The following is a 26,296-nucleotide window of genomic DNA, read 5'->3' on the forward strand; positions in this document are numbered from 1 at the left end:
CCGCGCCGCGGTGTTTGATGAACCGTTACTTGATGCCTATAAAAAACAGATTCTCGTGGAGCCTCGCTGATGAAATCCTATGAAGTCAACTTTGACGGTCTAGTGGGGCCGACCCATAACTACGGCGGGCTCTCGTACGGCAACGTCGCGTCTCAGAGCAACAGCCAGCAGTCCTCCAACCCCAGGGAGGCGGCGTTGCAGGGCCTGGCGAAAATGAAAGCGCTGATGGACATGGGGTTCCAGCAAGGTGTACTGGCGCCACAGGAACGTCCGGACGTGGCCGCCCTGCGCCGGCTGGGTTTTGCCGGCAGCGATGCCCAGGTCATCCAGCAGGCCGCAAAAGAAGCAATGCCGCTGCTGGTGGCCAGTTGCTCGGCCTCCAGCATGTGGGTGGCCAACGCCGCCACGGTCAGTCCGAGCGCCGACACAGCCGATGGTCGCGTGCATTTCACCGCCGCCAACCTGAATTGCAAATACCACCGCAGCATCGAACATCCGACCACCAGCCGTGTGCTGGGGGCGATGTTCGCCAACCAGCAACACTTCGCCCACCACGCCGCCTTGCCGGCGGTGGCGCAGTTCGGCGACGAAGGCGCGGCCAACCACACCCGTTTTTGCCGCGCCTACGGCGAGGCCGGTGTCGAATTCTTTGTGTTCGGTCGCAGTGCCTTTGACACCCGCTATCCCGCGCCGCAGAAATACCCGGCGCGTCAGACCCTGGAAGCTTCCCAGGCGGTTGCCCGTCTGCATGGGCTGAGAGAGGAGGGCGTGGTGTACGCCCAACAGAACCCATCGGTGATCGACCAGGGAGTGTTCCACAACGACGTGATCGCAGTGGGCAATGGCGAAGTGCTGTTCTATCACGAGGATGCGTTTCTCGAGACCGACAAGATGCTGGCCGAATTGAGCCGAAAACTCGCTAAGGTTGGTGGGAAATTTCAATCGGTGTGCGTGCCGCGTTCGGCGGTCACCGTCGATGATGCGGTACGTTCCTACCTGTTCAATAGCCAGTTGCTGTCGCGTCCCGACGGTTCGATGCTGTTGATCGTGCCGGAAGAATGCCGTAGCAACGAGCGTGTCTGGCAATACCTGCAAGGCCTGGCGGGCGCTGGCGGGGTGATTCGCGAAGTGAAGGTCTTCGACCTCAAGCAAAGCATGCAGAACGGTGGCGGCCCGGCTTGTCTGAGGTTGCGCGTGGCGCTCAATGAAACCGAACTGGCGGCCGTCAACCCAGGGGTTATCATGACCGCGCCGCTGTACGATTCGCTGACCCAATGGGTCGAGCGGCACTACCGCGATCGCATGACTGAAAATGATCTGGCAGACCCGCAGTTGCTGCTCGAATGCCGTGCGGCACTGGATGAACTGACACAAATCCTTAAACTTGGCGCGGTTTATCCGTTCCAGATCAATTGAAAGCGCGCGCGACCTGACTACAGTCAAAGCAGGGCGCGTTGCCTTATCCCCAGACGAGAATGTAAAGACATGAGCGATACCCTGCAGCTGATCCTTGAAGACACCGACGGCACCCAACTGGAAACCTCCTGCACCCGCGTCGCGGTGATGTGGCAAGGCAAGGAGTTGTGGATCCAGCAGGATGGCCGCGGCCAGTTGCTGATCGGCGTCGATGTCGAGGAAGGGGACGAGGAATACGCCAACTTGTTGTTGCGTCCATTGGCGACCAACCTGGTCAGCCTGCAACTGGAAATGGAACCGGCGGACGTCGGCGACGATGACCATGTCCATGGCCCGGATTGCGGCCACGACCATTAAGGAACCGCGCTATGTTAGCCCTCGGCAAACTGCTTGAACTGACCCTCGCCGGTCGTGAACCGGCGGAGAAGACTCAACTGACTGTCGAAGGCGTACGGATGCGCTGGTTGAGCGAGGGCGCGCTGGAGGTCAAGCCGCCCGAAGCCCGGGATAACGGCCTGGACCTGATGCTGTCGGCGGGTATCCATGGTAACGAAACCGCGCCGATCGAGCTGCTCGACCGTTTGCTGCATGACATTGCCCGTGGCCATTTGAAGCCGCGGGCACGCATTCTGTTCCTGTTCGGCAATCCCGAGGCCATCCGGCGCGGGGAGCGTTTCGTCGAGCAGGACGTCAACCGACTGTTCAATGGCCGCCATGAGCTGAGCGGCGGTCCTGAGGCGCTACGGGCTTGCGAACTGGAGCGCTTGGCCGCCAGTTTCTTCTGTCAGCCAGAACGCAACCGCTTGCATTACGACCTGCACACCGCCATCCGCGGCTCGAAGATCGAGCAGTTTGCCCTCTACCCATGGAAAGAAGGTCGCCAGCATTCACGCCGTGAACTGGCACGCCTGCGTGCCGGGGGCATGGAGGCGGTGTTGCTGCAGAACAAGCCGTCTATCGTGTTCAGTGCCTACACCTATGAGCAGCTCGGTGCCGAGTCCTTCACCCTGGAACTGGGCAAGGCCCGGCCATTCGGACAGAACGACGGGGTCAACGTCAGCCTGTTGGAAACCCGCCTGCAACAGATCATCGAGGGCAACGAGCCGGAGCTGGATGAAGGGCTCGATGGCCTGCAGCTGTTCAGCGTGGCCCGGGAAATCATCAAACACAGCGACAGCTTCCGCCTGAACCTGCCAGCGGACATCGAGAACTTCTCGCAATTGGGGAAAGGCTACGTGCTCGCCGAAGACATCGCCCAGACCCGCTGGGTGATCGAGGAAGAGGGCGCCCGGATCATCTTTCCGAACCCCAAGGTCAAGAATGGCTTGCGGGCTGGCATCCTGATTGTGCCGGCGACTGACGAAAACCTAGCCTGACCCGAATTTAGACTCAATACATGCCCCCTGTGGGAGCGAGCAGGCTCGCTCCCACAGGGGGCACGGTGTCCAGGCTTAGACCGCTACCGCCCGCTGTTCGCTGCGGCGCAATGCCCGGGTCTTGTGCAGGGTATCGGCGCAGGTCTTCGCCGCTTCTTGGCCCTTGTGCACGAAATGCTCGAAGAAGAACTTCTGATGTTCTTCCCCTGCATGGAAATGATGCGGCGTGAGCACGACCGAGAACACCGGCACTTCGCTTTCCAGCTGGACCTGCATCAGGCCGCTGATCACCGATTGGGCGACGAACTCGTGACGGTAGATGCCACCGTCCACCACCAGGCCGGCGGCGACGATGCCGGCGTAGCGGCCTGACTTGGCCAGCAGCTTGGCGTGCAGCGGAATCTCGAAGGCGCCACCGACTTCGAAGAAGTCGATATCACTTTCCTGATAACCCTGGACGATCATTTCGGCGACGAAACCTTTACGGCTCTGGTCGACGATTTCCTTGTGCCAGCAGGCCTGGATGAACGCGACGCGCTCGCCCGGATGACTTTTGCTTTTGCTGTCGATTGCAGTGGGTTGCATGTTCTGGTTCCTGTTTGTGTGAAAAACAGGGCGTCATGAATCGAAGGGGATTCGAGGGTACGCCGCGTACAAGACAGTCGCAGTCGGCCCTTGGGGTAGCAATCCCGTTCTCTCTTCATCCGGACTATGACCGTCGGCCCCGGAATCACACCGGGTCTGCTGACCTTGTCGCTACACCCCAAAAAGCGGTGTACCACCAAGCGCTCGCGGGCTATGCACGTTGCGTGCAATTACCGCCGGTGGGGAATTACACCCCGCCCTGAGAACGTTTTGCCGCCACGCTGTGTGACGGCGGACAATTTTTAACACATAACCCCTTGTGGGAGCGAGCTTGCTCGCAATGGCGGTGAAACAACTTGCATCGCTGCTGAATGTGCCGCCGTCATTGCGAGCAAACTCGGCCCACAGGGAGGGAAGAATCCGTTGGTCCGTGTCGTCTTTTCCTTCGACTGGTCTTGATTATTCCTCGCCATGACCGCAGTAATTACCCTTCGAAAGGGAATTCCCCTCCACCTGAACCCGAGGCCAGATTCATGAGTGTTATCGATCTTCGCAGCGACACGGTCACCCAACCTACCGCCGGCATGCTGGATGCCATGACCTGTGCGCCTACCGGCGATGACGTGTATGGGGAAGACCCGACCGTCAATCGCCTCGAAGCCGAACTGGCCGCGCGCCTGGGCTTCGCCGCTGCGCTGTTCGTGCCCACGGGAACCATGAGTAACCTGTTGGGGTTGATGGCTCATTGCGAGCGTGGCGACGAATACATCGTCGGCCAGCAGGCCCACACCTACAAATACGAAGGCGGCGGTGCGGCGGTGCTCGGTTCGATCCAGCCCCAGCCCCTTGAAGTGCAGGCAGACGGTTCCCTGGACCTGGCGCACGTCGCCGCGGCGATCAAGCCCGATGACTTCCACTTTGCCCGCACCCGCCTGCTGGCCCTGGAAAACACCATGCAGGGCAAGGTGCTGCCACTGGAATACCTGGCTCGGGCTCGGCGTTTCACCCAGGAACATGGCCTGGCCCTGCACTTGGACGGGGCGCGGTTGTACAACGCTGCGGTTAAGCTGAATGTCGATGCTCGGGAGATCACGCAGTACTTCGATTCGGTGTCGGTGTGCCTGTCCAAGGGCCTCGGCGCGCCAGTGGGCTCAGTCCTGTGTGGCAGCGCCGAACTGATCGGCAAGGCTCGCCGGCTGCGTAAGATGGTCGGCGGCGGCATGCGTCAGGCCGGGATTCTCGCGGCGGCGGGGCTGTACGCCTTGGAGCATCAGGTCCAGCGCCTGGCCGATGACCATGCCAATGCCCAGCGGCTTGCCGAGGGTTTGCGTGCGGCCGGTTACGAGGTCGAGCCGGTGCAGACCAACATGGTCTACGTGCAAATGGGCGAGCGGGCCGAGGCGATCAAGGCCTTTGCCGATGAGCGGGGCATCAAGCTCAGCGCGGCGCCACGCCTGCGAATGGTGACGCACATGGACGTGAGCGCGGCGCAAATCGACCAGGTGATCGCCGCTTTCGTCGAATTTCCCCGCCACTGAGCCGCCAACCGGGCCAATTGACAGTTTCTATCGCATAAACACGCTGTACCCCACGCGAAGGGCCGATATAATGCGGCCCTTTGCCGTTGCTTCGTCTGTTGACGTTTTGCACAGGCCTTTGGCCGCAGCCTCCGTGGAAGAACCTAATGAAAAGCGCAGAAATCCGTGAAGCCTTCCTTCGCTTCTTCGAAGAACAAGGCCACACCCGAGTAGCCTCCAGCTCTTTGATTCCGGGCAACGACCCGACCCTGCTGTTCACCAACGCGGGGATGAACCAGTTCAAGGACTGCTTCCTGGGCCAGGAAAAACGTGCCTACACCCGTGCGGTGAGTAGCCAGAAGTGCGTGCGTGCCGGCGGCAAGCACAACGACCTGGAGAACGTCGGTTATACCGCTCGTCACCACACGTTCTTCGAAATGCTGGGTAACTTCAGCTTCGGTGACTATTTCAAGCGCGACGCCATCACCTTCGCCTGGACCTTCCTGACCTCCGACAAGTGGCTGAACCTGCCCAAGGAAAAACTCTGGGTAACGGTCTACGCCACCGACGACGAAGCCTATGACATCTGGACCAAAGAAGTCGGTGTCCCGGCTGAGCGCATGGTGCGCATTGGCGACAACAAAGGCGCGCCTTACGCCTCCGATAACTTCTGGACCATGGGCGACACCGGCCCGTGCGGCCCGTGCACCGAGATTTTCTACGATCACGGCGCCGACATCTGGGGTGGCCCACCCGGCTCGCCGGAAGAAGACGGCGACCGCTACATCGAGATCTGGAACAACGTATTCATGCAGTTCAACCGCACCGCCGATGGCGTGTTGCATCCGCTGCCAGCGCCGTCGGTCGACACCGGCATGGGCCTGGAGCGGATCAGTGCGGTGCTGCAGCACGTTCACTCCAACTACGAAATCGACCTGTTCCAGAGCCTGCTGAGTGCGTCCGCCCAGGCCATCGGTTGCACCAACGACAACCAGGCGTCGCTCAAAGTGGTGGCCGACCACATCCGTTCCTGCGGTTTCCTGATTGCCGACGGTGTGCTGCCTTCCAACGAAGGTCGCGGTTATGTGCTGCGCCGGATCATCCGTCGCGCCTGCCGTCACGGCAACAAGCTGGGCGCCAAGGGCAGCTTCTTCTATCAGATCGTCGCTGCGTTGGCGGCCGAGATGGGCGAGGCCTTCCCGGAGCTCAAGTCCCAGCAGGCGCACATCGAGCGCGTGCTCAAGGCTGAAGAAGAGCAATTCGCCAAGACCCTGGAGCAAGGCCTGAAGATCCTCGAGCAGGACCTGGCCGAGCTCAAGGGCAACGTGGTACCGGGCGACGTGGTGTTCAAGCTGTACGACACCTACGGTTTCCCGATGGACCTGACCGGCGACATCGCCCGCGAACGCAACCTCACCCTCGACGAGGAAGGTTTCGAGCGCGAGATGGACGCCCAGCGGGTGCGTGCGCGTTCCGCCAGCGCCTTCGGCATGGACTACAACAACCTGGTCAAGGTTGAGGTAGCCACCGAGTTCACCGGCTATGCCGGCACCAGCGGTTCGGCCAAGATCGTTGCCATCTATAAGGACGGGCAATCGGTCGACGTCCTGAGCGAAGGCCAGGAAGGCGTGATCGTGCTGGACAAAACCCCGTTCTACGCTGAGTCCGGCGGCCAGATCGGCGACAGCGGTTACCTGCAGGCTGGCAGCTCGCGTTTCGATGTGCGTGACACCACCAAGACCGGCGGCGCCTTCCTGCACCACGGCGTGCTGGCGTCGGGCAACCTGATGATCGCCGCCCCGGTGACCGCCCATGTCGAAGCCGACGTTCGGCATGCCACGTCGCTCAACCACTCGGCCACACACTTGCTGCACGCAGCGTTACGCCAGGTGCTGGGTGAGCATGTCCAGCAGAAGGGTTCGTTGGTGGACAGTCAGCGCCTGCGCTTCGACTTCAGCCATTTCGAAGCCATCAAGCCTGAGCAACTCAAGGCGCTGGAAGAGATCGTCAACGCCGAGATTCGCAAGAACTCCCCGGTGGAAACCGAAGAAACTGACATCGAAACCGCCAAGCGCAAGGGTGCGATGGCGTTGTTCGGCGAGAAATACGGCGACAACGTACGCGTACTGAGCATGGGCGACTTCTCCGTTGAACTGTGCGGTGGTATCCACGCCAACCGGACCGGCGACATCGGCCTGATGAAAATCATCAGCGAAGGTGGCGTGGCATCCGGCGTGCGCCGGATCGAGGCGGTCACCGGCGCGGCGGCCCTGGCGTACCTCAGTGCGGCTGAAGAACAACTCAAGGAAGCGGCAACCCTGATCAAGGGCAACCGCGACAATCTGATCGACAAGCTGTCGGCTGTGTTGGAGCGCAACCGCCTGCTGGAAAAGCAACTCGAGCAGTTGCAGGCCAAGGCCGCCAGCGCCGCGGGCGACGATCTGTCGGCCCAGGCCGTGGACGTCAAGGGTGTGAACGTGCTGGCCGTGCGTCTGGACGGCCAGGATGGCAAGGCGCTGCTGGCGTTGGTCGATCAACTGAAAAACAAACTCGGCCGCGCAGTGATCCTGCTCGGCAGTGTCCATGAGGAAAAGGTCGTTCTCGTCGCAGGCGTGACCAAAGACCTGACTGGCCAACTCAAAGCCGGTGATTTGATGAAGCAAGCCGCTGCGGCAGTGGGCGGCAAGGGCGGTGGTCGTCCGGACATGGCGCAAGGCGGTGGTACCGACGTCGGCGCACTGGACGCGGCACTGGCCCAGACCGTTGCATTTGTAGAACAGGGTATTTAAGGCGGCGCCGCGGGCTCGTGGTCTAGTCACGGGTCCGGTCGCTGTTGAGTGATTATTGGGCGCCCTTCATGGGCAGAGGCGGCTTTGAAATGGCTTTGATCGTACAGAAATTTGGAGGCACCTCGGTCGGCACTGTCGAGAGAATCGAACAAGTCGCCGACAAGGTTAAGACATTCCGCGAGGCGGGCGATGACCTGGTGATCGTGCTGTCGGCAATGAGCGGCGAGACCAACCGTCTGATCGATCTGGCCAAGCAAATCAGCGGCGACCAGCAACCGGTTCCGCGTGAGCTGGACGTGATCGTTTCCACCGGCGAGCAGGTGACCATCGCCTTGCTGACCATGGCGCTGATCAAGCGTGGCGTGCCGGCGGTGTCCTATACCGGCAACCAGGTGCGTATCCTGACGGACAGCGCGCACAACAAAGCGCGTATCCTGCAGATTGACGACCAGAAGATTCGCGGCGACCTGAAGGCTGGCCGCGTTGTGGTCGTCGCCGGTTTCCAGGGCGTGGACGAGCAGGGCAACATCACCACCCTTGGCCGTGGCGGCTCCGATACCACGGGCGTAGCGCTGGCAGCGGCCCTCAAGGCTGACGAATGCCAGATCTACACCGATGTGGACGGTGTCTACACCACCGACCCACGGGTTGTGCCTGTGGCCCAGCGCCTGGACAAGATCACGTTCGAAGAAATGCTGGAAATGGCCAGTCTCGGCTCGAAGGTGTTGCAGATCCGGGCGGTCGAATTCGCCGGCAAGTACAACGTTCCGCTGCGCGTTCTGCACAGCTTCAAAGAGGGTCCGGGCACCCTCATTACTATTGATGAAGAGGAATCCATGGAACAGCCGATCATTTCCGGCATCGCTTTCAACCGCGATGAAGCCAAGCTGACCATCCGTGGCGTGCCAGACACCCCCGGCGTGGCGTTCAAGATTCTCGGCCCGATCAGTGCCGCGAATGTCGAAGTCGATATGATCGTGCAGAACGTCTCGCACGATAACACCACTGACTTCACCTTCACCGTGCACCGCAACGACTACCAGTCTGCCGAAGCGATACTGAAAAAAACCGCTAGCGAGATCGGTGCCCGGGAAGTGGTTGGCGATACCAAGATTGCCAAGGTCTCGATCGTCGGTGTCGGCATGCGCTCCCACGCAGGCGTGGCCAGCCGCATGTTCGAATCCCTGGCCAAGGAAAGCATCAACATCCAGATGATCTCTACCTCGGAAATCAAGGTTTCCGTGGTGATTGAAGAGAAATACCTGGAATTGGCCGTGCGCGCCCTGCACACGGCTTTCGAACTCGACGCGGCTGCTCAGCCGAGCGAATAAAGCGTTGTCTGAAGGGCGCGGCTGGACCGCGCCCTTTGTTTTTCTGAATGGCGCGTTCCAAAACTGTTCTTTTGCCCGCGCTGGTCAATACTAGGCCTGTAGGCTTCGACCGTTTCGGTTGTAGGTCCAATGCCTTTTTTTTTCAGACTGTTGTCCCTTAAGTGAATTGCGTGAGGAGAAAGGTATGCTGATTCTGACCCGTCGGTGTGCAGAAAGCCTGATTATTGGTGATGGCGAAATCACCGTGACCGTGCTCGGCGTCAAAGGAAACCAGGTGCGTATCGGCGTCAACGCCCCGAAAGAGGTTGCTGTACACCGCGAGGAAATTTACCTGCGTATCAAGAAAGAGAAGGACGACGAACCAAGCCATTAATTTTTATCGATTTTTATGTTTGCAAACGGGGATGAAGGTGGTTAATATACGCCCCGTGTTGCGGAGAGCTGGCCGAGTGGCCGAAGGCGCTCCCCTGCTAAGGGAGTACACCTCAAAAGGGTGTCGGGGGTTCGAATCCCCCGTTCTCCGCCATTATTCGTTTAGTGCGTCAAAACCTGGCTTGTTCAGTAAGTGATTGAAAATACTGAAAAAAGCGCTTTACAAAAGGAATTGACGGCCTATAATGCGCGGCAACAAATGCACTCGTAGCTCAGCTGGATAGAGTACTCGGCTACGAACCGAGCGGTCACAGGTTCGAATCCTGTCGAGTGCACCATTTAAGAGTTGTTTGCAGTGATGCAAATAACTTGGCTTCAACCAGTTGTGATCTGGTATAAAACCACAACCTGCACTCGTAGCTCAGCTGGATAGAGTACTCGGCTACGAACCGAGCGGTCACAGGTTCGAATCCTGTCGAGTGCACCAAACACCAAAAAGCCCGCGTTTAACGCGGGCTTTTTGCTGTCTACGATTTGCCTTTCACGCATCCCCTCTCATCGAACACGACCTCTGCGCTGCGACCTTTCTTCGCTTTGTAGGTATACCGTGTGCTCGAATTGCGAACTTTGATCGAGTCTGGCTTGCCCAGGGCGCTCTCTACGTCCTGTTGGCTCATGCCTGGGATGATGCGTCGCTTCAGGATGGCGTCGCGGCGTTGCCTGGCATTGATGAGGTTCCCGCAGCGGTCCTGGAACTGGCCAACCACGGTCGGTTCCTTGCGTGTGGTTTTGTTGCTGGATGTTTGCCAGCGCTCCGCTTCGGGCAGCATCGCCTCGGTCGTCGGTTCAATCGAACCTGGGCGGTACGGATGGATCTGTTGTAGCGACAGCGCTTCTCCCGGGGCGCAGCTCAGGGTCGTGAAGGTGACGTGTCCTGCGATGTTTTCGCAGCGATGCACGGTCTGCCCGGCAGCCCATAAAGGCAGGCAGGGCAAGCAGGCGAGCAGGAACAGGCAGTGGTTGAGGTGCATCCGGTCGTCCTCCTTGACGGTGCAGAAGAGAAGGGTAGTCGCCGTATTTCGGCCGTGGCGTGTGTTTTCTTTTCTGGATAAGTCGTCGTAAAGGGACAGGCTCACCCAGTGTTCAGGTTTGTCTCGCAAGCGCTTGTTCTTGCCATGATTTTTTAGCGTTTTAAAGCGTCAAGCGGTGTATGATTGCGCCCGTCAGCCCCGCCGGGGCTTTGGAATATCTCCATGGACTTACCCAGTAGTTACTCAATATTTAGTTTTGCCAATCATGAATTGACTGATTGATCCTTCCGGCGTGCTCCACTGCTGGGAGTGGAGTTCGCCTATGACCCAAGTAGATGTAAAAAAAACGCAGGAAAGCCTTCAGGATCGCCTCGCTCAAGTTATTGAGCTGCTGCAACGCCAGCGGGTCGTCGAAGACCTGACGCATCGCCAGGAAGGTCCGCATCATGACCGGGTCGAGAACCTGGTCCACCGGCAGAATCTCGTCGAGCTGCAACGCAAGCTCGATGACCTGCACTCCGCCGACGTCGCCTACATTCTTGAAGCCTTGCCCCTGGAAGAACGTCTGACGGTCTGGCAGTTGGTCAAGGCTGACCGCGACGGTGACATCCTGCTCGAAGTGTCGGACTCGGTTCGGGAAACCCTGATCGCCGACATGGATGATCACGAGTTGCTGGCGGCGGCCAAGGAAATGGACGCCGACGAACTCGCCGACCTTGCGCCCGAACTGCCACGGGACGTTGTCCACGAACTGATGGAAGCCCTCGACGGCCAGCAGCGCGAGCGTGTGCGCTCGGCGTTGTCCTACGACGAGGAGCAGGTCGGTGCGCTGATGGACTTCGAGATGGTGACGATCCGCGAGGATGTCAGTCTTGAAGTGGTATTGCGCTACCTGCGTCGCCTCAAGGAACTGCCCGGGCATACTGACAAACTGTTTGTGGTCGACTACGACGGCGTGCTCAAGGGTGTTCTGCCCATCAAGCGTTTGCTCGTCAACGACCCGGAAAAACAAGTGGCCGAGGTGATGGCCAGCGATCCGGTAAGCTTTCACCCGGACGAAGATGCCTATGATGCGGCTCAGGCGTTCGAGCGTTATGACTTGATTTCGGCGCCGGTGGTCGACAAGAACGGCAAGCTGATCGGTCGTCTGACCATCGATGAAATGGTCGACTTGATTCGTGAGGAAAGTGAAAGTGAAGTCCTCAACATGGCCGGTCTGCGCGAAGAAGAAGACATCTTCGCCTCGGTCTGGAAGTCCCTGCGTAACCGCTGGGCCTGGTTGGCGATCAATCTGATCACAGCGTTTGTTGCCTCCCGGGTTATCGGCCTGTTCGAGGGCTCCATCGAGAAGCTGGTGGCGCTCGCGGCGCTGATGCCCATCGTTGCCGGTATCGGTGGCAACTCCGGTAACCAGACCATCACCATGATCGTCCGTGCCATGGCGCTGGACCAAGTCAGTACCGGCAATACATCGCGATTGATGCGCAAGGAACTGGCTGTGTCCCTGATCAATGGCGTAATTTGGGGTGGTGTGATTGGTGTAGTGGCTTATCTGCTCTATGGCAGCTGGTCGTTGGGGGTGGTCATGACGGCCGCGATGACGCTCAATCTGTTGTTGGCGGCATTGATGGGGGTCTTGATTCCCATGACCCTGGCCCGCATGGGGCGTGACCCTGCCATGGGCGCCAGTGTGATGATCACGGCCGTGACTGACAGTGGCGGGTTCTTCATTTTCCTGGGACTGGCGACGATTTTCCTGCTCTGAGTCGCTCATCAGGAAACCCGCCTGTTTGGCGTAATACTGTCCACTTGGAAAAACGGCGCTTCTTTCAGAAATGGGAAGCGCCGTTTTTTTGGGTCTTCTTTTGTGGTTTGCGGGCGTCGAGATCGAGAGCTCAAGGCAAGAGCAACCGGCAGCTCCAGTCGTTATGCAACGGCACCGCCGCTATCGCGAGCAGGCTCGCACACAATGGAATTGGAGTACAGTCGGGTGAGCCGTGCTGGGGCATAAAGCGTTTTGCTTACTGTTGCCTGGGCCGGCATTCCGGCTTCTCAAAAGTGAGCCGCTGTAAAAGCGGAACCGCCAGTAGCCGTTACCGCAGCAACGGATATACACACCAATCTAAACCCCTATACGGCAGATCAAAATCTCCCAGCACTGGCCTGTTTGGCGGTTTTTTCATCACGCAAAACCCTCCGTGCATCACCGCATCAACGCCAGTCGTACAGCCAGTAACACAAAGGCTGCCGAGAATAGCCGGCGCAACCACTGCAACGCGGATGGGCGCTCCAGAACATGGCGGCGCATCGATGCGCAGAGCACGCCATAGATGACGAAGACGGCAAAGGTAATCGCCATGAAGATGAAGCTCAGTTGCAGCATGCGCCACATGGCATCCGTTTCTCCTGGTGCGAGAAATTGCGGTAGAAAGGCCAGGAAGAAAATCGACAGCTTTGGATTCAGCAGGTTGAGCAAGATGCCCGAAAAAATCACCGCGCTATTCGAGCGCGGAGTCTTGTGCGGATCAATATGCAAGGCCCCGTGGCGCTGGAGCGTGCTCCATGCCATCCACAGCAGATAAGCGACGCCAAGGTACGTGATGATCTTGAAGGCCAGTGGGCTGGTGTGCAGCAGTGCAGCGAGGCCTGTGATGGCTGCCAGCATGTGCGGCACGATCCCCAGGGTGCAACTCAATGCAGCTACCACGCTCGCGCGCCAGCCCCGGTCCAAGCCGGCTGCAACCGTATAGACCACGCCAGTGCCAGGCGAAGCTGCCACGATCAGGGAAGTGACAAAAAATTCGAGGTTCATGCGACGCCGACCTTGGCAGTTATGAAGTCTTCAGCTTGCCTGCGATGAGGAGGTGCGTCTTGAACGAAATTGCAGGTCGTTACGGGTGTCCTTGCCGGGCGTACATGCCTGGTGAGAATCCAAAGCTGCGTACGAAGCATCGGGTCATATGGCTTTGATCGGCGAAACCGCTGGCCAGGGACGCATTGGCCAGCGGCATGCCGGCAGCGATCAGTTGTCGGGCTCGGTGGATGCGTCGTTGCAGCAGATAGGCGTGGGGTGTCAAGCCGGTCAGGCGCGTGAAGGCGCGTACCAGTTGAAAGCGGCTTAAATCGGCCTCCCTGGCGAGCAAGGCAAGTGATATGGGTGACTGTGGATCGTCGTCGATCAAGGCTTTTGCACGGTTTGCCGCGACCTCCGGCAAAGGCGATATCGGCATGGAGCGATCCAACAAATGTTCGAGCAAAAGCGCGAGCGTTTCTTCGATCTTCAGGTGATCGCCAAGCTTCTCGGCTTGAGCGATGGCTTGGTACAAAGTGCGGAACAATGCTGCCGCACGCGGGCTTTGCAGTACCGGATAAGCAAACTCCTGGGCGCAGATGCCCCCATCGTTCGCCATATCCTTGAATGCCTGCGCAATCAACGGCGGGTCGAAATACAGCATCTGCCAGCGACGCGTCCCGTTTCCGATCGGGGCGCCGTCATGCACTTCGGCCGGATTGACTGATATAAGGTCGCCAGCAGATGCTTCTACCTGGCCTCGGCCGCTGGCTGAACGTTGCGCCCCGTGCACAAGCAAGCCAATGCCAAAATGTTCGTGCATATGCCGGGCAAACGTTCGATCTGAATCGGCCTCGACGATGTCCACGCCCAGCCCTGCGATTCTTTGAACCTTGAATGCGTGCGCGGTCATGCAGGCCTCCATGCCCAGGCTTTGTAGCGGATCAATTTAGCATCACTGCCATGGATCGGCAGTGGTGTTGGTTCGATGGCTCTGATAAGTGCTTGAAAAGCAGGCTTGGGCCAAACGCCGGGCAAAAAAAAGCCAGCGCAAGGCTGGCTTGAATATTTGGGGCTATCAGGTCGCGTCTGCGGCCATTTCTGCGTCATGGGCAATCAGCGAAACGAGGGCGTTCTGCTGGCGGTGGGAGAGTTGTCGGAAGCGTTGAAGCAGTTCGCGCTCATGCAATGACAGCTCAGGGCTGTCCAGGCGCATGCTCAACTCTTCACCCAGCGCGCCTTCCTGAATAAGGCTTTGCTCAAGACGCGCGATGATTTCAGAGTTCATGCTGCGGTGATGATTGCGAGCCACTTCGGCAATGCGTTCCCGCATTCCGTCTGGCAGACGTACGACGAACTTGTCAGCCGTACGGCTGGAATAAATTGCCTGTTTCAATGGGCGCATATATTTAACCGGTTAGTTCAGGGGAGCGGTTCTCGGGATTGGCCGCAGGATGTCGATAGGACAAGCTCCATTGCCAAATGTTCAACCTGAATTGTTAAGAGGCCCGCATCATGCCTCAAAATTGCCAGATCATTGGCGCCAATTCTGTGACAAATTCTGATCCGGGTAAAGGCGTTCTGCCAGTACCCTTCATCAAAAAATGCGGACTGGTTGGTAAAAAACAACAGGTTCGCATCTGTGACCGTAGGATTGTGTCTATGTGCCATACCGTCTGGCGGATAACGGAAATGGACAAAAAAGCGTACCGTCCCTGTCTTGTACAGGATAGTGGCAAATGGCCGATTTACTAGGATTAAGCGAGCCGGAGCAGATGAATGGCGGCCACGCACGGCGTCCAGGATCTGTCAGCCTTATAGGGAGTAGTTTTTGCCTACACTTAAAAAGCCATGGGTGACATGACAAACGCTGGGCAGGTCGTTAACATGCACGCCGTCCCGCGCACCACCTCTCTCGTGGTCGACTTGTGTCTCAGTAGCTCAATTGGATAGAGCATCCCCCTCCTAAGGGGAAGGTTGGCAGTTCGAACCTGCCCTGGGACACCATATAACTCAATGCCTCCAGCCTTTTTTCCTCTTCCATGATTCTATTCGTGACAGCAGGGTGGCAGCAGAAAGACGAAAAGAGTCGGCGCCGCCGTCGAAGTTGTCATCATCGGAAGAAGTAAATCTTCACCGGTATCAAACCTTCGACATACCGTGTTGCTACCAATAGCAACAATCAATCAGGCTTCGGCTTGCTGGGTGTACGGCCCGACCCTACACTCCCATCATGATAACGACCTTCCAGCACAAAGGCCTCCGGGACTTCTTCGAAACTCAGACGACCCGAGGCATTCAGGCCGACCACGCTGCTCGCCTGACGCGCATCCTCGGTGCTCTGGACGTTGCTATCAAGCCAAGTGATATGGACATTCCAGGCTATCGCTTGCACCAACTCAAGGGGAACCTGGCGGGTTTCTGGTCGGTCACAGTTTCAGGCAACTGGCGTGTGATCTTCCGATTCAATGGCTCTGACGTTGAGCTGTTGGATTATTGCGATTACCACTGACAGGAGGGTAATGACTATGCCTATGCACAATCCGCCCCACCCTGGGGAAATATTGCGGGAAGACGTTCTTCCCGCTCTGAAAATGAGCGTTGGGGACCTGGCTGAACATCTTGGGTATTCACGCACGCACTTCTCTACTGTCCTTCATGGACATACCGGGATCAGCGCTGAAATGGCCTTCCGCTTGGAAATGGCCGGTTTGAGCAGCGGTCGCCAGTGGCTGGCTATGCAGTCTGCCTACGATCTTTGGCAGGCGAAGAACCGGGAGCACCCGAACATCACTCGACTCGAAGTCGCGTGACAGGTACAGAATAACAAGCCTCGCAGTTGCGGGGCTTTTTTCATTCTCCACTTAGGCCGTGGCCAAGTCCCTGATCCGTAGCACTGTTGCAGTCGAGCAGTTGGCGTGTCGAGCAGTTGCGCGAAAAACAAAGGCCTGCGGTGAGTAATTCTCGAATGCGTTCATGAAGGTCGACTTCAATCGGAGGCCCTTGGTAATTGCCGGCGGCTTTCGCTTTCTCAATAATTTGGGCCTGGCGCTTACTCCACTCTCGTAACCATGGGTGCAAGGTGGGTGCAATTTTCACTCTAAGTCGTCAATTCCACCGATTGCGCTCATCAAATGATATTCACCATTAAAACCGTGAAGCTCAGATAGGTAGCCGAGCAAATTCGATAAATTGCGATAGGCGTCGTTGATCCACGCTTTGTTGAGTTCTGTATACCATTTGGGCTGGAAGGAGCCTTCTTCCATGTAGGCTGCTGCGTCCTCCCTCAAGTCGAAGCACGGCCCTCTAGTCGTCTCTGGCTTCCCGTGAGCGAGATGGTCGCGGATCTTGAAAATGCGCGTGGCGAACTGCAGAGGCGGGCGGCTCCAGTCTGGTGTTGCTCCTGCAAAGGAATGCAATAGGGTGATCTTTGTTTTCCAAGGTAGTCTTTCTAGCTCTGTCCACCTTGGGATGACCTCGCAACCAAGGGTATTCAGATATCCTTCGATCGTGAAAGCCAGAAATACTGCCGGCGGGATGATGTGATCGGGCGAGTCGGGGTGAGACTTGAGGTTACGCATCATCGCATGGAGTACTCCCAAGTTAGTGCTGTGGGCAAACACAGTCTGGTAGGGCTGATATTTCATGCTTTCCTCGACCGCTCGTTCTGTTCTGTCAGTTTGTCGCGAATCTTGAGCACGGTGGTTGTTGAGCAGCTCGCGTGTCTCGCGACAGCTCTAATCCCCAGACCGGCAGCAAGCAATTCTCTTACCCTTTTGTGTAGGGTCTCATCCACTGGCCGGCCTTGATACTTGCCGGCAGCTTTCGCCTTCTCAATACCCTGAGCCTGGCGTTCGCGGCGCTGCTCGTAATCCTTGCGGGCGATGGCGGCCATCATTTCCACCAGCATCGAGTTGATCGCTCCCAGCATTCGCCCGGTGAACTCGTCGCCCTTGGTGTCCTGCATCCCCTGGTGGCTTGTTGGCAGGTCGAGCGCGACGATGCGCAACCCCTTGGAATCAATCGCAGCCTTGAGCTTCTGCCAGTCCTCTACAGGAAGGCGTGAAAGGCGATCTATCGACTCCACCAGCAACACGTCACCCTTGCGCGCATCTTTGAGCAGGCGCAGCAGTTCAGGCCTGTCTGCGGTCGCGCCGCTGGCGTTCTCCAGGTACACGCTTGCAATGGCCTTGTCGTGATCGGCGGCGAACTGCTCGAGTGATTCGCGGGCGCGGCCGGCGTCCTGCTCTTCGGTCGATGCTTGGAGGTATGCGCGAATGAGCGTGATGGGTGCCTGTATCAGTTAGGGTGTTCTCCTAACACTGTTTCACTTTGGGTGTTACTTATCAGGCGAAATGGCTGAAAAAGGCGAAATCTGCCCGTATCTGGATAGGCATACCGTTGGCACCGGATATCAATACGTTTATGACGCAGATTACCCGGCTCATTTCGCCGCTATCCGGCAGCGATTGTGAAGGGCCGGTTTTGGACGAGCCTTCAGTAACCTTAATGGTTACCAACTCAACTCTGTGAACACCGAGGCGACGAAGGGCTTCCAAATCCGCTAAAAGGACCGTTCCTGGCAATATCAGTACGCCAAGCACGTTTCCAGCGAGATTTACTATGCGAAGACTCAACGGCTATTTTCCTGAGCTTGTCGCTTGACGAATGCTTCTAGGGTTTTCACTCGTACCAGCCTTCGTCTCCCCAATTTGAATGTCTGAATCTCCCCGTTGTTAATCATTTCATAGAACACCCTGACAATCTCCTCGCCACGGGGTCTGCGTTTAGCTGATCCTCCGCACTCGGTTTTCCCTACAGCTTCCCCTTAACGGAACGCCATCGCCTGCCGATAACCCGATGAGCCCGTTTCTCTCCAACGTTTCGGCTCGCAATGTGCGTCACGACACAGCCAGGCCAAGCGGGCGCTGAAATCCCTTGAACGTTGCTGGTTGGTGGCTATCATCTGCGCGCCTCGGGGTTGTGACACGGCGTTTCGTTGTTCTGCCATTGGGTTATTTTCTTACTTGCCTGGACATCCTCGATGCTGGCGTACCACCAAAAAAGTTTTCTGATCGTCGATGATTTCTCGGATTTCCGCAGTTCGATCCGCTCCATGCTGCGTGAGCTGGGCGTCAAGGACGTGGACACCGCTGACACCGGTGAAGTGGCGCTGCGCATGTGTTCGCAGAAACGCTATGACTTCATCCTGCAGGACTATCACCTGGGTGATGGGCGCAAGAATGGCCAGCAGGTGCTGGAAGACCTGATGGTCGAGAAGTTGATCAGCCATGAAAGTGTTTTCCTCATGGTGACCGCCGAGACCAGCCAGGCGATGGTGCTCAGTGCCCTGGAGCACGAGCCGGATGCGTACCTGACCAAACCGTTCAACCGCTCCGGCCTGGCCCAGCGGCTGGAGCGGCTCGAGCAGCGCAAGACCCTGCTCAAGCCGATCCTGCAAGCCCTCGATCGTGGCAAGCCGATGGAAGTGCTCAATGCCTGCATCGCCCTGTGCAAGCAGGATCCGCGCTACGGGCCGTTGTGCCTGCGTTATCGGGCCGATGCGTTGCGCGACCTGAATCAGAACGAGGCCCTTGAGCGACTGTACAACTCCATCATCGCGGATCGCCCGTTGCCGTGGGCCTATGCGGGGCTGGGCAAGCTGATGTTCAAGCGCGGCCAGGTGGGGCAGGCCAAGGCCGTTTATGAAAAGGCCCTGAAAGTCTTTCCGATGATGCCGGCGTTGTACGACGGCATGGCCGAAGTGTTGATGGCCGAAGGTGACACCAAACAGGCGCAGCACGTGCTGGAAGAGGCGGTGCGCCTGTCGCCGCTGGCGGTGCGCCGCCAATCGTTGTTGGGCAAGCTGGCGATGACCAACGAAGACTACGACACGGCCTCCCGGGCTTATCGCCAGGCGGTCGGGCAGGGCGCGCAGTCGCGCTTCAAGGACCCGGAAAGCAACCTGGGCCTGGCCCATGCGTTGATCAGCAAGGGCAGCGAAAAAGGCCTCGATACCCGGACCCGGCTGGAGATCAACACGACCCTCAGCGCCGTGGCGAAGGAGAACCTCAACGACCCCGGGCTCCAGGTCCGGGCGCGGCTGATGAAGGCCACCAGCCTGCTGCTCAACGATGCCGAAACCGCCGAGAAACTCACCGAACAGGCCTTGCAGCGTCTCGATGGCATGGAGCAGTTCATGAGCGCCGAGGCTGCGTTGCTGGTGGCCAAGCAGTTGCAAATGCTTGGCCAGACCAACGCTGGCGAGTCGATGCTCAAGAACTGCGCGGAAATCTACGGTGATGACCCGACGGTGATGAAGGGCATCGCCAAGCTCACCGACGATCCGAACATCCTCAATCAAGGCAATGCCGCCGCCGAGTTGAACCGCGAAGGCGTGCGGGTCTACAAGACCGGCGCGTTGCCGCAGGCGCGGGAGCTGTTCCGCCGCGCCCTGAAGATGCAACCGAAGAACATCAGTATTGCCCTGAACATGGCGCAATCGCTGCTGCATGGCACCGACACCAGCGTGGAGTCGCAACTGCTGCAGGAGTGCCGCGCCTGCCTGAAACTGGTGGGCATGATGCCCGACACCGATGCGCGTTTTGCGCGTTATCAAAAACTGCGAAGCAAGGCATTTGGCGATGAATGACAGCGAACAGGCCCTCGATTTTTCCACGGTGATCGCGTCGACCGTGCACGACATGAAAAACTCCCTGACCTTGCTCATGCAAGCGCATGGGCAATGGCTCGAGCGTTTGCCCGAATCCGCGCGGCAAACCTCGGAGCAGGGCGTCATCGAGTTCGAGTTCGCCCATCTCAATGGCCTCATGGTGCAGTTGTTGGGGCTGTACAAGCTCGGCGTCAACCAGTTGCCGCTGCACCCGGCCTACCATGAGCTGGATGATTTTATCGAGGCCCAACTGGCCGGCCATCAGGACGTGTTCCGCAGCCGTGGGATCATGGCCACCTACGATGTCGATCCGCTCAGCCCCTTGGGCTTCTTCGACCGCGAGCTGGTGGCGTCGGTGCTCGACAACTGCATCAACAACGCCATTCGCCATGCGCGCCAGGCGCTGCTGATCAGCGTGAGTGACGAAGCCGGGCAACTGGTGCTGACCATCAACGACGACGGTGAAGGTTACCCGCCGCAGATGATCGAGCGTCAGGCCGAGTATGTGCAGGGCATCAACCACAGCAGCGGCAGCACCGGGCTGGGCCTGTACTTCGCCGCGCGGATCGCCGCACTGCACCAGCGCGGCGGTGTGAGTGGGCGCACCGAGATTGCCAATGGCGGTGTGTTGGGTGGTGGGGTGTTCCGGCTTTACCTGCCCTGAACATGCCCTCCATAAATACCCCTGTCACCACCAATCCCCTGTGGGAGCGAGCCTGCTCGCGATGGCGTCGGCTCAGCCAATATAGAGTTGACTGATGCACCGCTATCGCGAGCAGGCTCGCTCCCACAATGTATTCCAAGGCTTGTTGTTTATTTTTTCAGGTGCTTGATATTCCGAACAGCCGAAGCCTATTTTGGGCGGGTTGCCGTTCGCGGCTTGCACATAACAAGGATTGCGTCATGACGACCGATGGCCAGTGTTCACTCGCGCAGCGACTGACGGGCATTGATGAGATTGAATGTGTCACGCCGGATTTGAATGGCGTGCCGCGGGGCAAGGTAATGACCGCTGAGGGTTTCCTCGAAGGCCGGCGGCTGCAGTTGGCGCGGGGCGTGCTGCTGCAATGCATCATGGGCGGTTATCCGCCACCGCGTTTCTACGGCAGCGACGACGGCGACCTGGCGCTGGTGGCCGATCCGAAACAAATCCACCGCCTGCCCTGGAGCCAACAGCCCCGAGCCCTGGCGATCTGCGATGCCGACGAGTTGACCGGTGAAAGCTCCCGGCTCTCGACGCGCGGCCAGCTCAAGGCCGTTGTCTCTCGCTATGCGGCCCTAGGCCTGGCGCCGGTGGTGGCGACCGAACTGGAATTCTTCGTGTTCGCCCCCAATCCGGACCCGACCCTGCCGTTCCAGCCGCCGATGGGCCTGGATGGACGTCGCGAAGACGGCCATTCGGCGTTCAGCATCAGCTCCAACAATGGCCTGCGCCCGTTCTTCAGTGAAGTCTATGCCTGCATGGCGGCGCTGGGCTTGCCTCGCGACACCTTCATGCATGAAATGGGCGTGAGCCAGTTCGAGATCAATCTGTTGCACGGCGACCCTTTGTTGTTGGCCGACCAGACCTTCCTGTTCAAGCACCTGCTCAAGGAAGTGGCGCTCAAGCACGGTCTGGCCGTGGTCTGCATGGCCAAGCCCCTGGCCCACACGCCGGGCAGTTCGATGCACATCCATCAGAGCGTCGTCGAGGCGGACAGCGGTCGCAATGTTTTCAGCGACGAAGCGGGTGAACCGACGGCGACTTTCCGGCACTTCATTGGTGGGCAACAGGCATGCCTGGCGGATTTCACCGCGTTGTTCGCGCCGAACGTGAACTCCTACCAGCGCCTGTGCCATCCGTTCGCTTCGCCGAACAACGCCTGTTGGTCCCATGACAACCGTTCGGCCGGGTTGCGGATTCCCGCCAGTTCGCCGGTGGCCCGGCGGGTCGAGAACCGCTTGCCGGGAGCCGATGCCAACCCCTACCTGGCGATTGCCGCCAGCCTGGCCGCCGGGCTGTATGGGATTGAACATCGCCTGGAGCCGAGCGCGGCGATCCAGGGCGAATTCGAAGTGCCGAATAATCTGTCGCTGCCATGTACCTTGCATGCCGCCTTGGAGCGTCTGAAGCGTAGTCATCTGGCGAAGGAACTGTTCGGTACGGAGTTCATCGAAGGTTACATCGCCTCCAAGACCCTGGAGCTGACCAGCTTCTTCGATGAAATCACGCCCTGGGAGCGGCGTGTCCTCGCGGCCCAGGCATAACGAAACGTCGCATTCGGGCTATCTTCAACAGGTAGCCCTTACCCACCTCAAGGAGCCGCTCGGAACGCCGATGCGCCAAATCTGGAAACCTTTTCGAGCGCTTTATTTCGCCTCGCTGATGATGTTGATCGGCTCGGGCCTCTTGAGTACTTACCTGGCCTTGCGCCTGGCCGCCGACCATGTGGATAGCCTCTGGGTCGGTGCGCTGATGGCCGCCAACTATTTCGGCCTGGTGCTGGGTGGCAAGATCGGCCACCGGCTGATCGCCCGCGTCGGGCACATCCGCGCCTATTCGGCCTGCGCCGGGATCGTCGGAGCGGCAGTGCTGGGTCATGGCCTGGTGAACTGGCTGCCGGCCTGGATCGTGCTGCGGATGATTGTCGGCCTCGGGATGATGTGCCAGTACATGGTCATCGAGAGCTGGCTCAACGAGCAAGCCGATGCCAAGCAGCGCGGCGTGGTGTTCAGCGGCTACATGATTGCCTCCTACTTGGGCCTGGTGCTGGGCCAGTTGATTCTGGTCATGCACCCGGGGCTGGGGCTTGAGCTGTTGATGCTGGTGGCGCTGTGCTTCGCCTTGTGCCTGGTGCCGGTGACACTGACCCAGCGAATTCACCCGGCGGCGCTGCATCCGGCGCCTATGGAGCCGCGCTTCTTCATCAAGCGTGTGCCACAGTCATTGATTACGGTGCTGGGCTCCGGATTGATCGTGGGCTCGTTCTATGGCCTGGCGCCCCTGTATGCCTCTCAGCAGGGGCTGTCGACCGAGCAGGTTGGTCTGTTCATGGGTAGCTGCATCTTCGCCGGTTTGCTGGTGCAGTGGCCCTTGGGCTGGCTGTCCGATCGATATGACCGGGCGCTGTTGATCCGCTGTTTTGCGCTGGTTCTGACGATCTGTGCGTTGCCATTGGCGATTCTTCCGGCGGTGCCGCTGGAGGTGCTGTTCGTCGCGGGGTTCTTCTGTTCGCTGGTGCAGTTCTGCCTGTATCCGCTGGCGGTAGCGTTTTCCAACGACCACGTCGAAGCTGATCGAAGGGTGTCCCTGACCGCGATGCTGCTGGTGACCTACGGCGTGGGGGCCAGCATCGGGCCGCTGGTGGCCGGCGTGCTGATGAAGATGCTCGGCAGTCAGATGCTCTACGGCTTTTTTGCTTTCTTCGCCTTGGTGCTGGTGTGGCGGATCCGGCCGAAAGCGGTGACCAACCTGCATCAGGTCGATGATGCACCGCTGCATCACGTGGCGATGCCGGACAGCATGTCGAGCTCGCCTTTGGTGGCGTGTCTTGATCCACGGGTGGATGAGCAGGTGGTGCAGGAGCAGATGCAGGCGCCGGCCAATCCGGAGGTGGAGCCTGAGTCGGCCACTGAGACTGCGGCCGAGGCTGAAACTGAAACTGAAACCGAGGCACCTGAGACGCCGAGTTTTACCCAGGCCAGGCCTTGAGGCAGGCATAAAAAAACGGGCAGTCACCGCAAGGGACTGCCCGTTTTTCATGGCTGGAAAATCAAATGTCGTCTTTATCGAAGCGCCGGGCTTCTCGTTGCAGCTGGTAGACGAACCGCTCGACCTGCCGTTGCACCAGGCCACTGATGTTGTGGAAGCGTACACCGGCAAATGTGGTGTTGATCCTTTCTTCGAAATGCAGGTAACGCAGCTCGACTGGCGCGCTCATGTTGCCAAAAGGCAGGGCTGCGATGAAACGCTCATACACCTGGCCCAATTGCAGGCGCTCCGTGATGTCGCCGTCGAAGCGCAACTTGCAGCCGGTGGCGGAGATGTCCAGCAGCTTGCCATCCACGGGGGACTTGAGCTTTTCGCCGCCCAGTTCAACGTTCACCAGTTGTGCCAGTTTCAGGGCGGCGCGGAAGGCGTTGCGACGTTGGTGGTAGACCACTTCGTCGGGGAGGGCGCCGCGATAGCAGCGGCCGTCGCTGGATTCCTCGATGGTCAGTGGGCCCTTGCCATCCCATGCGATACGCACGCCGTCATGGAAACCCTCGACACGAAACGGCTCGCCGGCCAGCAGGAAGCGCTCGCCGTCCCGGGGAATCATTTCATCCAGGGCGATGGAATGGGTCTCGCGATCGACGTTGACCAGATAGCTCTGGAAGCGCTGGCTACGTTCGTGGAAGGTAATGATCAGTGGGTCGTGGCTCTCTTGCAGCATCCGCAGGTTGCCGGAGATTTCCAGGGGCGTGGTGAGGACCTTGGGGGGCTGCGGAGCATCATCCGCGTTTGAGGCATTGAACACGGTGAGTCAATCTCCAGGCAAAATACGACTACGAATGGCCGGTATTTTGCCAGCATGTATCGCGCGTTGATAGGGCGAAGGCATTGTTCGTTTCATGCCTGGCTGAGCGGGCGGTGCTTGACCATTTTGGCGGTCGAGCCGCGAGCGTCATACAGCGTCGGGATCTCGCCACCGTTGAGAATGCGCAACTGGTTGGCGGTGGCGGCCTGCTGCATCAGGATCGACTGGCCGTTGCGAGCGTTGGTTGCCTGGCATTGGGCGAGCAGGTCGTTGAGTGCTTTGCTCTGGGACAGCAACTGATCGCCGATCGCCGACTGGCCGGCCAATTGCTCGAGGCCGTCATGGCTGGCGGGCAGATTAAGGCTGGCGAGGATCTCGCTGCGTTTGCGGCCATGCTGGTCAAGCAAGATGATCAGTGCCTGTTTCTGCGCCAGGATATTCTCCAGCAGAGGCATGTCACGACCGTGCAATGCCACGGATTCGGCCTGCAACAACTCCAGCAACTGTTGCGCTGGAACAAAGTCGTCGGTGATCAGTTGCAATAAATGAGTGTCGTGCATGGCTGGCCTTGGGTCTTAAGCGTCCAAAAGCCTGGCGCAGGCGTTGGCCTAGCGCTGGGCTTCGAAATTGAGCAGTTTGCTGGCTACGCGGTTGCTGTCGACTTTGTAGCTGCCATCAGCGATTGCTGCTTTCAACTCAGCCACGCGGGCGTTGTCGACGACAGGTTGATCGCGCAGCTTGTCAGTGACCTTCTGCAACTGCTGAGCCTCATTGCTGAGGTGTACCGACTCCCCGTTGCTGACCTGTTCGGCTGGTGTAGGCAGCGGCGCGGATTTACCGGCTTCGACGGTTTCCTTGGCGGCGCTGGTACGCGTAGTACCTGTCAGTGGTGAAGAGCTGTTTAAACGATTGAAATCGATGACCATGGTAAAAAACCTCTGGGTATTTGGACGCTTGCCATGTTTTCGGCCATCCCCAAAAAAACTTTAGGCTCATTTATTCAATGAGCATGCGCACGTCTGCGCTTGCCTTTGCGTAAGGCACAGTCTAGGGAACACCGGGATCAAGCGCCAGCTTTCTACCTCCTCTACCAGATCGCTACATCGCCACTTCCACTTGGCCCGGGGCCATCACCTGCGCCTTGATCACGCGCTGGGAGTTGAGGTTCTTTACCCGTATCTGTTCACGCATGCCGCCGTTGGACAGGGCCTCGCCGGGCATTCGCACGGCTAGGGAGCCGCTGCGGGCGGTGATGACGACTTGGTCGCCCTTGCGGACCACCTCGGCCTGCTCCAGGTGCACCAGTGTCACGGTCTGATCGGCGACCATTGGTCGGACAAGTTTCTGCCCGATGGCCTGGTCGACGGAGGTCAGGAAGCCCTGGTTGATCTGGCTGACGTCCCGTTCGCGCAACATCACGTCCTGGGGCTCGACGATTCCGGCCCGCTTGAGCGGACGAGTGGTGGTGACAATTTCCCGAAACAGGCGCACTTGAGCGGGCACGAACACCGTCCAGGGCGCGGCGCTGTCGCAACGAACCTTCACCGTGACGCGACCCAAGGGGCGGGATGGGCTCTCCAGTGAAGCAGTCAATTCCTTGTCGCACATTGGCATGCGTAAACGTGGATCGATCTGGTTGACTTCGATTTCGTAGCGACCTTCCGTTTGACTGGTAGCCAGATAGTCTTCTACGGTGAATTCAAGAAAGCCCTGAGTGACGCCGATAAGGAGATCAGGCAAGGTAACCGGAACAGCAGCAAGGGCAGGACCGCCCGAAGTGAACAGGCAGACAGCCAGCAGTGCACCGAGCCCGTGGCGGCAGTGAGTGGTCAGGCGTCGAGAAAATGTCGTTTGTGCGTTCATGCCGGTTCAATAGCAAGCCCCGTGCCGTTTAGTGATGAATGCGCGTCGGAAAC

General features: G+C 58.8%; 26 protein-coding genes, 4 tRNA genes, 1 pseudogene and 1 riboswitch. Of the genes and pseudogenes, 18 read left to right on the forward strand and 13 right to left on the reverse strand.

All coding sequences use genetic code 11. The features are described 5' to 3' along the window. Nucleotides 1-69 precede the first annotated feature (69 nt). The 3 genes from astB to astE all read left to right on the forward strand — a co-directional run bounded on the left by astB (nt 70) and on the right by astE (nt 2,792). Nucleotides 70-1,416 carry an N-succinylarginine dihydrolase gene (gene astB, locus AACY31_RS09860; protein WP_339475275.1) on the forward strand — a complete coding sequence of 449 codons (1,347 nt, stop codon included), beginning with the start codon at nt 70-72 and terminating at the stop codon, nt 1,414-1,416. Between the two features lie 69 nt (nt 1,417-1,485). Then, nucleotides 1,486-1,773: a hypothetical protein gene (locus AACY31_RS09865; RefSeq protein WP_003178862.1), complete on the forward strand. Its 288-nt coding sequence runs from the start codon at nt 1,486-1,488 to the stop codon at nt 1,771-1,773. 11 nt (nt 1,774-1,784) lie between these two features. Further along, on the forward strand, nt 1,785-2,792 hold the full coding sequence (gene astE / locus AACY31_RS09870; protein ID WP_339475273.1) for a succinylglutamate desuccinylase: 1,008 nt from the start codon (nt 1,785-1,787) through the stop codon (nt 2,790-2,792). Between the two features lie 75 nt (nt 2,793-2,867). Here the strand turns inward: astE and AACY31_RS09875 are convergent, their stop codons facing one another. After that, the gene (locus tag AACY31_RS09875) at nt 2,868-3,377 is read right to left on the reverse strand and encodes a 6,7-dimethyl-8-ribityllumazine synthase (protein ID WP_339475272.1); all 510 of its coding nucleotides are present in this window, start codon (nt 3,375-3,377) and stop codon (nt 2,868-2,870) included. 102 nt (nt 3,378-3,479) lie between these two features. Next, nucleotides 3,480-3,648: riboswitch (FMN riboswitch) on the reverse strand. 262 nt (nt 3,649-3,910) lie between these two features. Here AACY31_RS09875 and ltaE point away from each other — a divergent pair. From ltaE to AACY31_RS09910, 7 genes are all read left to right on the forward strand, one after another. Then, the gene (gene ltaE, locus AACY31_RS09880) at nt 3,911-4,915 is read left to right on the forward strand and encodes a low-specificity L-threonine aldolase (RefSeq protein ID WP_339504375.1); all 1,005 of its coding nucleotides are present in this window, start codon (nt 3,911-3,913) and stop codon (nt 4,913-4,915) included. 146 nt (nt 4,916-5,061) lie between these two features. Beyond that, on the forward strand, nt 5,062-7,683 hold the full coding sequence (gene alaS, locus AACY31_RS09885) for an alanine--tRNA ligase (RefSeq protein ID WP_339475268.1): 2,622 nt from the start codon (nt 5,062-5,064) through the stop codon (nt 7,681-7,683). Between the two features lie 89 nt (nt 7,684-7,772). Then, nucleotides 7,773-9,014 carry an aspartate kinase gene (locus AACY31_RS09890; RefSeq protein WP_339475265.1) on the forward strand — a complete coding sequence of 414 codons (1,242 nt, stop codon included), beginning with the start codon at nt 7,773-7,775 and terminating at the stop codon, nt 9,012-9,014. Between the two features lie 184 nt (nt 9,015-9,198). Beyond that, a complete protein-coding gene (csrA, locus tag AACY31_RS09895) occupies nt 9,199-9,387 on the forward strand; it encodes a carbon storage regulator CsrA (protein WP_003178872.1) in 189 nt (62 codons plus the stop codon). A 62-nt stretch (nt 9,388-9,449) separates the two neighbouring features. Then, nucleotides 9,450-9,540 (forward strand) — tRNA-Ser (locus AACY31_RS09900). Between the two features lie 107 nt (nt 9,541-9,647). After that, nucleotides 9,648-9,724: transfer RNA gene (locus AACY31_RS09905), tRNA-Arg, on the forward strand. Nucleotides 9,725-9,796: 72 nt separating this feature from the next. Continuing rightward, nucleotides 9,797-9,873: transfer RNA gene (locus tag AACY31_RS09910), tRNA-Arg, on the forward strand. A 40-nt stretch (nt 9,874-9,913) separates the two neighbouring features. Here AACY31_RS09910 and AACY31_RS09915 read toward each other — a convergent pair. After that, nucleotides 9,914-10,417 (reverse strand): cell envelope protein SmpA, encoded by a 504-nt coding sequence (locus tag AACY31_RS09915; protein ID WP_339475261.1) that lies wholly within the window; start codon nt 10,415-10,417, stop codon nt 9,914-9,916. A 322-nt stretch (nt 10,418-10,739) separates the two neighbouring features. Here AACY31_RS09915 and mgtE point away from each other — a divergent pair, with 322 nt between their 5' ends. After that, nucleotides 10,740-12,182 carry a magnesium transporter gene (gene mgtE, locus AACY31_RS09920; protein ID WP_339475259.1) on the forward strand — a complete coding sequence of 481 codons (1,443 nt, stop codon included), beginning with the start codon at nt 10,740-10,742 and terminating at the stop codon, nt 12,180-12,182. Nucleotides 12,183-12,620: 438 nt separating this feature from the next. Here mgtE and AACY31_RS09925 read toward each other — a convergent pair whose 3' ends face one another. The 3 genes from AACY31_RS09925 to AACY31_RS09935 form a co-directional block, all read right to left on the reverse strand. Continuing rightward, nucleotides 12,621-13,229 (reverse strand): LysE family translocator, encoded by a 609-nt coding sequence (locus tag AACY31_RS09925; protein ID WP_339475257.1) that lies wholly within the window; start codon nt 13,227-13,229, stop codon nt 12,621-12,623. 79 nt (nt 13,230-13,308) lie between these two features. Next, nucleotides 13,309-14,133, reverse strand: a complete 825-nt coding sequence (locus AACY31_RS09930) for an AraC family transcriptional regulator (RefSeq protein ID WP_339475255.1) — start codon at nt 14,131-14,133, stop codon at nt 13,309-13,311. A 153-nt stretch (nt 14,134-14,286) separates the two neighbouring features. Further along, nucleotides 14,287-14,613, reverse strand: a complete 327-nt coding sequence (locus AACY31_RS09935; RefSeq protein ID WP_003204761.1) for an Arc family DNA-binding protein — start codon at nt 14,611-14,613, stop codon at nt 14,287-14,289. 525 nt (nt 14,614-15,138) lie between these two features. On the opposite strand from AACY31_RS09935, the gene AACY31_RS09940 reads away from it, so the two are divergent. The 3 genes from AACY31_RS09940 (at nt 15,139) to AACY31_RS09950 (ending at nt 16,021) form a co-directional block, all read left to right on the forward strand. Beyond that, nucleotides 15,139-15,215: transfer RNA gene (locus AACY31_RS09940), tRNA-Arg, on the forward strand. A gap of 226 nt (nt 15,216-15,441) precedes the next feature. After that, a complete protein-coding gene (locus AACY31_RS09945) occupies nt 15,442-15,720 on the forward strand; it encodes a type II toxin-antitoxin system RelE/ParE family toxin (protein ID WP_095137130.1) in 279 nt (92 codons plus the stop codon). 16 nt (nt 15,721-15,736) lie between these two features. Further along, the gene (locus AACY31_RS09950) at nt 15,737-16,021 is read left to right on the forward strand and encodes a HigA family addiction module antitoxin (RefSeq protein WP_281460140.1); all 285 of its coding nucleotides are present in this window, start codon (nt 15,737-15,739) and stop codon (nt 16,019-16,021) included. 51 nt (nt 16,022-16,072) lie between these two features. On the opposite strand, the pseudogene AACY31_RS09955 reads toward AACY31_RS09950, so the two are convergent. The 4 genes and pseudogenes from AACY31_RS09955 to AACY31_RS09970 all read right to left on the reverse strand — a co-directional run. Beyond that, nucleotides 16,073-16,262 (reverse strand): annotated as a pseudogene (locus AACY31_RS09955) (recombinase family protein); the annotation flags it as partial. 41 nt (nt 16,263-16,303) lie between these two features. Continuing rightward, nucleotides 16,304-16,855, reverse strand: coding sequence for a hypothetical protein (locus AACY31_RS09960; RefSeq protein WP_339475251.1), 552 nt, complete (start codon nt 16,853-16,855; stop codon nt 16,304-16,306). Beyond that, nucleotides 16,852-17,496 carry a recombinase family protein gene (locus AACY31_RS09965; RefSeq protein ID WP_339504401.1) on the reverse strand — a complete coding sequence of 215 codons (645 nt, stop codon included), beginning with the start codon at nt 17,494-17,496 and terminating at the stop codon, nt 16,852-16,854. The genes AACY31_RS09960 and AACY31_RS09965 overlap by 4 nt, the downstream gene beginning before the upstream one ends. Before the next feature lie 58 nt (nt 17,497-17,554). Next, the gene (locus AACY31_RS09970; protein ID WP_339504376.1) at nt 17,555-17,845 is read right to left on the reverse strand and encodes a hypothetical protein; all 291 of its coding nucleotides are present in this window, start codon (nt 17,843-17,845) and stop codon (nt 17,555-17,557) included. A 407-nt stretch (nt 17,846-18,252) separates the two neighbouring features. Here AACY31_RS09970 and AACY31_RS09975 point away from each other — a divergent pair, with 407 nt between their 5' ends. The 4 genes from AACY31_RS09975 (at nt 18,253) to AACY31_RS09990 (ending at nt 23,572) form a co-directional block, all read left to right on the forward strand. Next, a complete protein-coding gene (locus AACY31_RS09975) occupies nt 18,253-19,860 on the forward strand; it encodes a response regulator (RefSeq protein ID WP_339475244.1) in 1,608 nt (535 codons plus the stop codon). Then, nucleotides 19,853-20,545, forward strand: coding sequence for a sensor histidine kinase (locus AACY31_RS09980; protein ID WP_339504377.1), 693 nt, complete (start codon nt 19,853-19,855; stop codon nt 20,543-20,545). The genes AACY31_RS09975 and AACY31_RS09980 overlap by 8 nt, the downstream gene beginning before the upstream one ends. Nucleotides 20,546-20,886: 341 nt before the next feature. After that, complete coding sequence (locus AACY31_RS09985; protein WP_339475707.1) at nt 20,887-22,128, forward strand: glutamine synthetase family protein; 1,242 nt, start codon at nt 20,887-20,889, stop codon at nt 22,126-22,128. Nucleotides 22,129-22,198: 70 nt separating this feature from the next. After that, nucleotides 22,199-23,572: an MFS transporter gene (locus AACY31_RS09990; RefSeq protein WP_339504378.1), complete on the forward strand. Its 1,374-nt coding sequence runs from the start codon at nt 22,199-22,201 to the stop codon at nt 23,570-23,572. A gap of 61 nt (nt 23,573-23,633) precedes the next feature. Here AACY31_RS09990 and AACY31_RS09995 read toward each other — a convergent pair whose 3' ends face one another. From AACY31_RS09995 to flgA, 4 genes are all read right to left on the reverse strand, one after another. Then, nucleotides 23,634-24,380, reverse strand: a complete 747-nt coding sequence (locus AACY31_RS09995; RefSeq protein ID WP_339475238.1) for a flagellar brake protein — start codon at nt 24,378-24,380, stop codon at nt 23,634-23,636. 92 nt (nt 24,381-24,472) lie between these two features. Further along, complete coding sequence (locus AACY31_RS10000; RefSeq protein WP_339475235.1) at nt 24,473-24,940, reverse strand: flagella synthesis protein FlgN; 468 nt, start codon at nt 24,938-24,940, stop codon at nt 24,473-24,475. Nucleotides 24,941-24,988: 48 nt separating this feature from the next. Continuing rightward, nucleotides 24,989-25,306: a flagellar biosynthesis anti-sigma factor FlgM gene (gene flgM, locus AACY31_RS10005; RefSeq protein WP_339475233.1), complete on the reverse strand. Its 318-nt coding sequence runs from the start codon at nt 25,304-25,306 to the stop codon at nt 24,989-24,991. 172 nt (nt 25,307-25,478) lie between these two features. Then, complete coding sequence (flgA, locus tag AACY31_RS10010; protein ID WP_339475230.1) at nt 25,479-26,243, reverse strand: flagellar basal body P-ring formation chaperone FlgA; 765 nt, start codon at nt 26,241-26,243, stop codon at nt 25,479-25,481. Nucleotides 26,244-26,296: the final 53 nt, after the last annotated feature.

The sequence above is a fragment of the Pseudomonas sp. RL_105y_Pfl2_101 genome, from assembly GCF_963970585.1.
In the GTDB taxonomy this organism is placed as follows: Bacteria; Pseudomonadota; Gammaproteobacteria; order Pseudomonadales; family Pseudomonadaceae; genus Aquipseudomonas.